Source organism: Candidatus Sordicultor fermentans (genome assembly GCF_012728195.1).
GTDB lineage: Bacteria > Atribacterota > Atribacteria > Atribacterales > Caldatribacteriaceae > Sordicultor > Sordicultor fermentans.
Map to the genome: position 1 here is coordinate 1 of NZ_JAAYFP010000195.1, position 7,915 is coordinate 7,915.

At 44.7% G+C, this 7,915-nt stretch carries 6 protein-coding genes and 1 pseudogene; all 7 read left to right on the forward strand.

The features are described 5' to 3' along the window. Positions 1-55: 55 nt before the first annotated feature. A complete protein-coding gene (locus GXZ17_RS09660) occupies positions 56-1,252 on the forward strand; it encodes an MFS transporter (protein ID WP_409377078.1) in 1,197 nt (398 codons plus the stop codon). Beyond that, positions 1,212-2,732 carry an FGGY-family carbohydrate kinase gene (locus tag GXZ17_RS09665; RefSeq protein ID WP_409377079.1) on the forward strand — a complete coding sequence of 507 codons (1,521 nt, stop codon included), beginning with the start codon at positions 1,212-1,214 and terminating at the stop codon, positions 2,730-2,732. The genes GXZ17_RS09660 and GXZ17_RS09665 overlap by 41 nt, the downstream gene beginning before the upstream one ends. A 329-nt stretch (positions 2,733-3,061) precedes the next feature. Beyond that, a complete protein-coding gene (locus tag GXZ17_RS09670) occupies positions 3,062-4,027 on the forward strand; it encodes a sugar phosphate isomerase/epimerase family protein (RefSeq protein ID WP_409377080.1) in 966 nt (321 codons plus the stop codon). A 15-nt stretch (positions 4,028-4,042) separates the two neighbouring features. Further along, on the forward strand, positions 4,043-5,554 hold the full coding sequence (locus GXZ17_RS09675; RefSeq protein WP_409377081.1) for an FGGY-family carbohydrate kinase: 1,512 nt from the start codon (positions 4,043-4,045) through the stop codon (positions 5,552-5,554). Next, on the forward strand, positions 5,551-6,603 hold the full coding sequence (locus tag GXZ17_RS09680) for a zinc-dependent dehydrogenase (RefSeq protein WP_409377082.1): 1,053 nt from the start codon (positions 5,551-5,553) through the stop codon (positions 6,601-6,603). Before GXZ17_RS09675 ends, GXZ17_RS09680 begins: the two co-directional genes overlap by 4 nt. Positions 6,604-6,618: 15 nt before the next feature. Continuing rightward, positions 6,619-7,407 carry an SDR family NAD(P)-dependent oxidoreductase gene (locus GXZ17_RS09685; RefSeq protein WP_409377083.1) on the forward strand — a complete coding sequence of 263 codons (789 nt, stop codon included), beginning with the start codon at positions 6,619-6,621 and terminating at the stop codon, positions 7,405-7,407. Positions 7,408-7,426: 19 nt separating this feature from the next. After that, positions 7,427-7,915 (forward strand): annotated as a pseudogene (locus tag GXZ17_RS09690) (hypothetical protein); the annotation flags it as partial.

Here is a 7,915-nt window from a genome sequence, read left to right on the forward strand (position 1 = left end):
TTAGATGATATGAAAAAGAGCGGGGATTACTGGAGAGAAGCCCTGGTTCGTTTCTATGGAAAGTAAAACTCGGTTATATTTAATCATTTTCTTAGCCTTTTACTTTCTGGCTGTTTCTATGATCATAACTGGAGCAGTGATTCCTCAGTGGATGGACGAGTTTTCGGTATCGGCCGGCCGGGCCGGCCGGCTCTTTGCCTTTTATTATCTTCCCTACACTATAGTTACTTTTTGTAGTGGCTTGCTTTCTCAACGGTGGGGCAAAAAAGTGGTTTTGCTTTTAGGGCAGGCTTTCTTGGCCGGGGGATTTTTCTCCGTCAGCACCTCTCCTTCCTTCTCCTTGATAGAATGGGGACTGTTTCTTATGGGAGTGGGAGGGGGATTTTCTGAAGCTCCTTTTACTTCTCTTCTTTCTCAAATATTCCCGGGAGAAGAAGGTTATGCTCTTAATTTATCCCAGATTTCTTTTGGTCTGGGGGCAGCCACTGCTCCATTTCTGGCTGGGTTTTTACTAGAAAGGGGCTTTTCCTGGAGATTATTTTATCTTTTTCCGGGAATGGTTTCTCTCGTGATTTTTGCCCTTCTGAGCAGGGAAAAACTTCTGGAGGAAAAGGGAATGGAAGGGGGAGGAAAGTCTCCACTCAGGAGGAGAGAAGGTAATGGCTTTATAATAGTGAGCTTTTTAGCGATGTTTCTTTATGTGGGAGCAGAAATTGGTTCTTCCTCCTGGATAACTACCTATTTGGTTAAAGGCCTGGGAGGCAGCTTATCCTGGGGAGGGTTGGCTCTGGCAGTTTTCTGGGGTGCCTTAACCATAGGAAGATTTGTTTTTGCTTTTCTCTCCCGCTCTCTCTCCTATCCCGTTATTTTGCGTTTTTCTTCCTTTTTGAGCTTAATTTTTCTCTTTTTTCTAAACTTCACTCACGAGGTACACTGGGCTATTTTAGCTCTGGGAGGAGTAGGGTTTGGCTATTCTGCTGTCTGGCCTTTGATAGTGGCCTGGGTAGCGCAAAAAATGGGGGAAGAACAGGAAAAAGCTATCGGTTTTGTGGTAGCTTTTGGAGGCCTGGGAGCAATATTTTTTCCCTGGTTAGGAGGAGTTATAGGAGAGAGATGGGGGCTTTCCTATATTTTCTGGGTAGTTTGGGTTTTAGTTCTCTTTTTGTGGCTGGTTTTTCATTCTTCTTATTTCAGGGAAGGAGGGAAGGAAGTTGGCGCTGGTAGGGATAGATGTGGGAACGAGTGGGTGTAAAGTAGTAGCTTTTACGGAAGGGGGAGAAATTCTCGCTTCTGGTTACGAAGAGTATCCCTTTTTAACTCCTCGACCGGGATGGTTAGAATTAGACCCGGAAAAAATCTGGGAGGCAGTGATAAACTCTTTAGCGAAAGTAGTAGAGCAGACTGAAGATGCGATAGATGCAATAGCGGTAAGCTCTCACGGTGAAACTCTCATCCCCTTGGGGAAAGATGGTCAGGTTCTTTATGGAGCGATAGCCAACTTTGACACCCGGGCGGAGGGATACGTAGATTTCTGGAGGGAGCACCTGAACCCTTTCCAGATTTTTCAAATTACCGGTATGCCCCTTCACGGGATGTATACCGTGAATAAAATTCTCTGGCTCAAAGACCAGAGACCGGATATTTTTGAGAAAGTGGATAAATTTTGCTGTGTGGAAGATTTTGTTCTCCATCGCCTCACCGGTGAAGAACCGGTTATCGATTATTCTTTAGCTGCCCGTACCATGATGCTGGATGTGGTGCAAAAAGAGTGGTCAGACGATATTTTACGTCTTGCCTCTTTAGACAAAGACAGACTCCCTCGTCTTTTACCCTCCGGAGAAGAGGTGGGTCATCTGCGTTCTTCTTTAGCTCAAGATTTGGGTTTATCATCTTCGGTTGTGGTAGCAACGGGAGGTCATGACCAGCCTTGCGGGGTTCTGGGTTGTGGAGTGAGAAAAGAAGGAGAAGCGATGTACGGGATGGGGACTTCAGATTGTGTGGCTTTAAACCTGGGGAGAAAGCCTCTTCTTACGCAAGAGATGATGAAAAATGGTTTTTGTTGCTATCCCCATGTGGTAGAAAATTCCTACCTTACTCTTTCTTACATTGCCTCAGGTGGTTCGGTTTTGCGCTGGTTTCGAGATACCTTTGGTGGTGAGGAAAAAGAGATAGCAAAAAGAGAAGGAAAAGATCCCTATCAGGTTTTGATTGATACCATTCCTTCTCATCCTGCCTCCCTTTTTCTTCTACCCCATTTGGCTGGCTCCGGTACTCCCTATCTTGATGGTTACTCTCGAGGGGCGCTTTTAGGCTTGACTCTGGGAGCAAGCAAGGGTGAGGTAGTCAGGGCTATTTTAGAAAGTATTACCTATGAGATGAAAATTAATCTGGACTTATGGGAGGAATTTGGCATTCCTCTATATGATTTACGAGCAGTGGGAGGAGGAGCTCGCTCTACCTGCTGGCTTCAGATTCGAGCTGATATTTTGCAGAAACCTCTCCTTCCCCTTTTTACTGAAGAAGCAGTAGCTCTGGGAAGCGCTATGTTAGGAGGAAAAGCCCGGGGTATATTTTCTAACCTGGATGAGGCTGTGGCGGCCATGGTAAAATTTGGGAAAGAGACTTCTCCCTCTCCGGATAAAAAAGAGGCTTATCAGATCAGATATCAAATTTATCGGAAGATTTATGGAGCGGTGAGAGAAATACACGAAGAAATCAGTAAACTGTTATAAAGTAGACAAACTCTCCAAGCCCCTTTTTACAAAAAAACAAGGGGTACAATATAGGTGTACTGGGAGATTGGAAAAGAGACGAACGCACCTTGAAAAGTGAATGAGAGACTATAGGGGCGCTTCACCCCCCAAAGACAGAAAACAGACAGTCTACGACGTAAACTAAAAATAAAAGACAAAAGGAGAAAAGCTTACCGAGGGGAAGAGTGTCCCTCAGCAGGAGAAGAGGGGTGGGATGAATGATAAAGTAATAATTGTGTAATTCGGAGCTACCGGGTATTTTTAGGGATTTCCCAAAATTTAACTTAAATAAAAAGGAGGTTTATCTAATGAAAAGTAAGGGTTTTGCCACTGGAGTGTGGGTATTTGGTAGTTGTCCAGACCGTTTTTGCACCAAAGGTTATAAAAAGGAGGTTTCCTTAGAGGAGTCTCTGGATAAGATTGCCTCAGTAGAGGGTTTACAGGGGTTAATGATGCACTATCCTGCGCCTCTCAATGAAAATAATGCTTCCTATGTAAAGAAGGAGCTGGAAAAGAGGGACTTAAAATTAGCTTCCTGTGATGTAGATCTCTTCAGCAGTCCGGAGTTTTCCTGGGGGGCCTTGATGTGTGAAAAAGAGGTAAGGAAAAAAGCTATAGAGATGAGCAAAAAAGCCATGGACGTAGCAGAACATTTAGGAGCAGATGTGATGAACCTCTGGCCCGGGCAGGATGGCTTTGACTACCCTTTTCAGATTAATTACCAGGCCCAGTGGGACCTTCTCGTAGATGCGCTTTCTGAGATAGCCAGCCACAACCCTCGAGTGAAGTTGAGTTTAGAATACAAACTGCGAGAGCCTCGCACTCACTCTACCATAGCTAATGCCGGAATTGCTCTCTTCTTAGCTCAGGAGATTGCCCCCAACGTGGGAGTGACCATTGATCTCGGACATTCCTTCAACGTTAAAGAGTCTCCAGCTAATGTGGTGGCTCTTTTAGATAAGTATGGTAAGCTTTTTGCTCTGCATCTCAATGATAATTTCCGGGATTGGGATGACGATATGGCAGTGGGGAGTGTTCATTTCTGGGAAACTTTAGAGTTCATTTATTACCTCTATTTTTCCAGTTATGAGGGGTGGCTGGGATTGGATATTTTCCCCTATCGAGAAGATCCTGCTGCAGCCTGCCAATTCAGCATAGAGATGATTAATTACTTTTTAGAAATAGTCCAGAAAATAGATAAGCAGAAACTGGAGGAGATTCAAAAAGAAGCCGATGCTCTATCAGCTCTTCGGTATATAAAGAGTTTGTTTTAGAGAGGAGGAGAGAAGTTGAGCTATCTGGGGATAGATGTGGGAACCACGGGCTGTAAAGTGGTGGCCTTTGACGAAGAAGGAAAGATCGTGGCCCTCTCCTATCGAGAGTATCCTCTTTATTACCCGCAGACGGGCTGGATAGAGTTAGATGCTGAGGAGGTTTACCAGGCGGTAGAGGATAGCTTGCTGGAGATATCACAAAAGCTGCGTCATGACCCTCCTTGCAGTCTGGCCATTTCCTCTCAGGGAGAAGCGGTGGTTCCAGTAGGAGAGAAGGGGGAGTGTTTGGCGCGCAGCATTGTCACTTTTGACCAGCGAGGGGATGAATTTGTTCCCTTCTGGGAGGAGAAAATTGGCAGAAAGCGCTTTTTTGAGCTCACCGGGACTTCTCTTTCCGGGATTGGAACGGTGAATAAAATACTATGGTGGAAAAAGTATAAACAGGAAGTATTTGAAAAAGCTCGCTATTTTTTATGCTTTGAAGATTTCATAGTGCATCGCTTAGGAGTGGAACCGGCTATTAGTTTTTCCTTGGCGGGGAGAACTATGATGTTTGAGGTTAAAAAAGAAAAGTGGTCAGAAGAAATTCTTTCTTTGGCGGGAATTGACCCGGCGCGCCTGGCTCGTCCTCTTCCTTCTGGGGAGGTGGTGGGAGAGGTAGCTTCTTCTTTTGCTCAAAAAATGGGATGGAAGGAAAAAGTGATAGTAGCCACCGGAGGTCATGACCAGCCTTGTGGAGCTTTGGGTTCAGGGGTGATTAAACCGGCTCTGGCTATGGATGCGACAGGAACTGTGGAATGCATAGCTCCTGCGTTGGGGGAACTAGTTCTCAGCCCGGTTATGGAGGAAAACAACCTGTGTTGTTATCACCACGCTTTTCCTTCTCTTTATCTTACCATGGTTTATAATTTTACCGGAGGAGCACTCTTGCGCTGGTTCCGGGATAATTTTGCTCAAAAAGAAAAGGAAATAGCAGAGAGAGAAAATTGTGATGTATACGACCTCATTCTCGCTCGTATTCCATCTCAGCCCACCAATATCTGGGTTTTACCTCATTTCACCACTACTGGCACTCCCTACTTTGATACTCAATCTGCTGGGGTAATTGTGGGACTCAAGTTAGAAACCTCTCGAGAAGAATTCATAAAGGCGCTTCTTGAAGGGGTGAGTTATGAGATGAAATTTAACTTAGAACTTCTCTCTCAGGCGGGAGTGAAGGTAGAGAGGTTAAGAGCGGTGGGAGGAGGAGCCAAAAGCCCTGCCTGGTTACAGATAAAAGCTGATGTTTATGGGTTACCGGTAGAAGCTCTGTCTGTTACGGAAGCCGCTTCTCTAGGAGCGGCCCTTTTAGGGAGGAGAGCAAAAGAGGGAATAGAAGATTTTGCCGGTTTGATTAATAAATTGGTGAAGGTTAGAGAAGTTTATGAACCAGATGAAGAAAGAAATGCACTATATGAAGAGAGGTTTGAAGTGTATAAGAGAATTTATCCGGCTTTAAAAAACCATATCTGGAAAGGAGAGAAATGACTTTGAAAGCTGCTTTTTTTCTGGGTCCGGAAAAAATGGAAATTAGGGAAGTGGAAGTCCCCCAGGTGGAAGAGGGAGAAGTACTCCTTCGGGTGGCGGCCTGTGCCATCTGCGGAACTGATGTGCGAATTTTCCATCACGGTCATTCCCACGTTCAGCCCCCTCAGACCACCGGTCATGAAATAGCTGGGGAGATTGTGGAGGTGGGAAAGGGAGTAGAAGGATATAAGGTGGGAGATAAAGTAGTGGTGATTACCGTTATTTCCTGTGGCCGCTGCCGTTATTGCCGGCGGGGTTTACAGAACTTATGTCCGGAGCAAAAGTATATTGGTTACGATTACCCGGGTGGCTTTGCCGAATTTCTGAAAATTCCCCGGGAAGGGGTAGAGAGAGGAAATCTCTTAGTTCTTCCCCCCGATGCCGATCTTTTGGAAGCCAGTTTAGTGGAGCCTTTGTCTTGCGTGGTCAATGGTCAATCCTACTTGAATATCGGTTTCGGAGAAAATGTTTTAGTCATTGGAGCAGGACCCATTGGCTGCATGCATGTGGAGCTGGCTCGAAACCGAGGAGCAGGGAAGATATTTTTAGCTGATATTTCCCAGGAACGGTTAAAGTTGGCTCAAGTAGTAGAAGCCGATGAGTACATTAACTCTCAGGAGGAAAATCTCACCCAGAGAATACTTGAACTTACCGATAACTTAGGAGCAGATGTGATAATAGTAGCAGCCTCATCTGGGAGTGCTCAAGAGGAGGCCCTGGAGATGGTAGCCCCTCAGGGAAGAATCAGCTTCTTTGGAGGATTACCTCGAGAAAATCCCACCATTAAATTTGATAGTAATGTCGTTCACTACAAAGAAGTGGGAGTTTTTGGAGTTTTTGCTTCTCATGCTTCTCAATACGAAGAGGCAGCTAAACTGATTTATAGCGGGCGAGTGAGAGCTAAACGTCTCATCACTCATGTTTTAAGCTTAGAAGAAGTGGTCAAAGGAATTGATTTAGTGCGCCAAGGTATCGCTCTTAAGGCGGTAGTATCTATGGAAAACAATTAAAAAGAGGTGAAGAAAATGGATCCCCAGCCTCTGGCTCGTAAAGTAGCCATAGTGACTGGTTCAGCTTCAGGTATTGGAAAAGGCATTGCCCTTCGTTTTGCCGAAGAAGGGGCAGATGTATCTTGCTGGGATTTAAACTTAGAAGGAGCAAAAGAAACTGCCCGGGAAGTGGAAAAAGCGGGGAGGAAATCTCTGGCTCTCCAGGTGGATGTTACTAAAAGTGGAGAAGTAGAAGATGCCGCAAAAGCAGTATTTGACCAGTTTGGTAAGATTGATATTCTGGTAAACTCAGCAGGAATTATTCGGGCTCATTTTATAACCGAAGTCCCGGAAGAAATCTGGGATAGTATAATTACGATAAACTTAAAAGGAACTTTTCTCTGTATAAGAGAGATAGCCAAATATATGATTCCTCAGAATAGTGGGAAAATAATCAGCATCAGCTCTAAATCGGGGAAAAAAGGAGGGCTCTGGTTAGGTGCTTATTCGGCTTCTAAATTTGGTATAATTGGCTTAACTCAAAGTGTGGCCATGGATTTAGCACCTTATAAAATTAATGTTAATGCCATTTGCCCGGGTAATGTTTTCTCCACTCCTATGTGGGACCTTCTGGATAAAGAATACTCCAAAAAATTAGGAGTTCCTCCTCAGGAGGTGAGGAAAATATATGTGGAAAAAGTTCCTCTGGGTAGAGAATGCACGGTAGAAGATGTAGCTAATGTGGCAGTATTTTTAGCCTCTTCTTATTCTGATTATATGACCGGTCAGGCTATTAACGTTACCGGTGGACAGGAGGTTCACTGAGCTGAACAAAATTGGATTGGTGGTTAACCCTGCAGCAGGAAAAGATATCCGGCGATTGATAGCCTATGGTTCGGTTTTTGGCAACCAGGAAAAGGTTAATTATACTCTTCGCTTGCTTCGGGGCATAGAGAGTGTAGTGAGTGAGCCGGTTGAGGTAATGTATATGCCTGATCCTTACGATTTGGTAGGATCGGTGGAAGATGATTTTCCTTCCGGGAAAATTACCTTCCACCGTGCTTCTATTCCAGTTTTTGGTGATGAGGTGGATACTTTAAATTTCACCGACTGGGCAGTAAACGAGGAAAAAGTAGATGCTTTAGTGGTAGTAGGACGAGATGGAACTAACCGTATAGTAGCCAAAAAGAGCGCCCTCACTCCCCTTTTCTCTCTTTTTGGGGGTACTAATAACGTATTTGCTGAAAATATTGAGCCTACAGTTATGGGACTGGCGGTGGGTTTTTTTCTGGAAAATTATTCTTTGCGGGAAAAAGTGGTGAAAAAAAGCAAA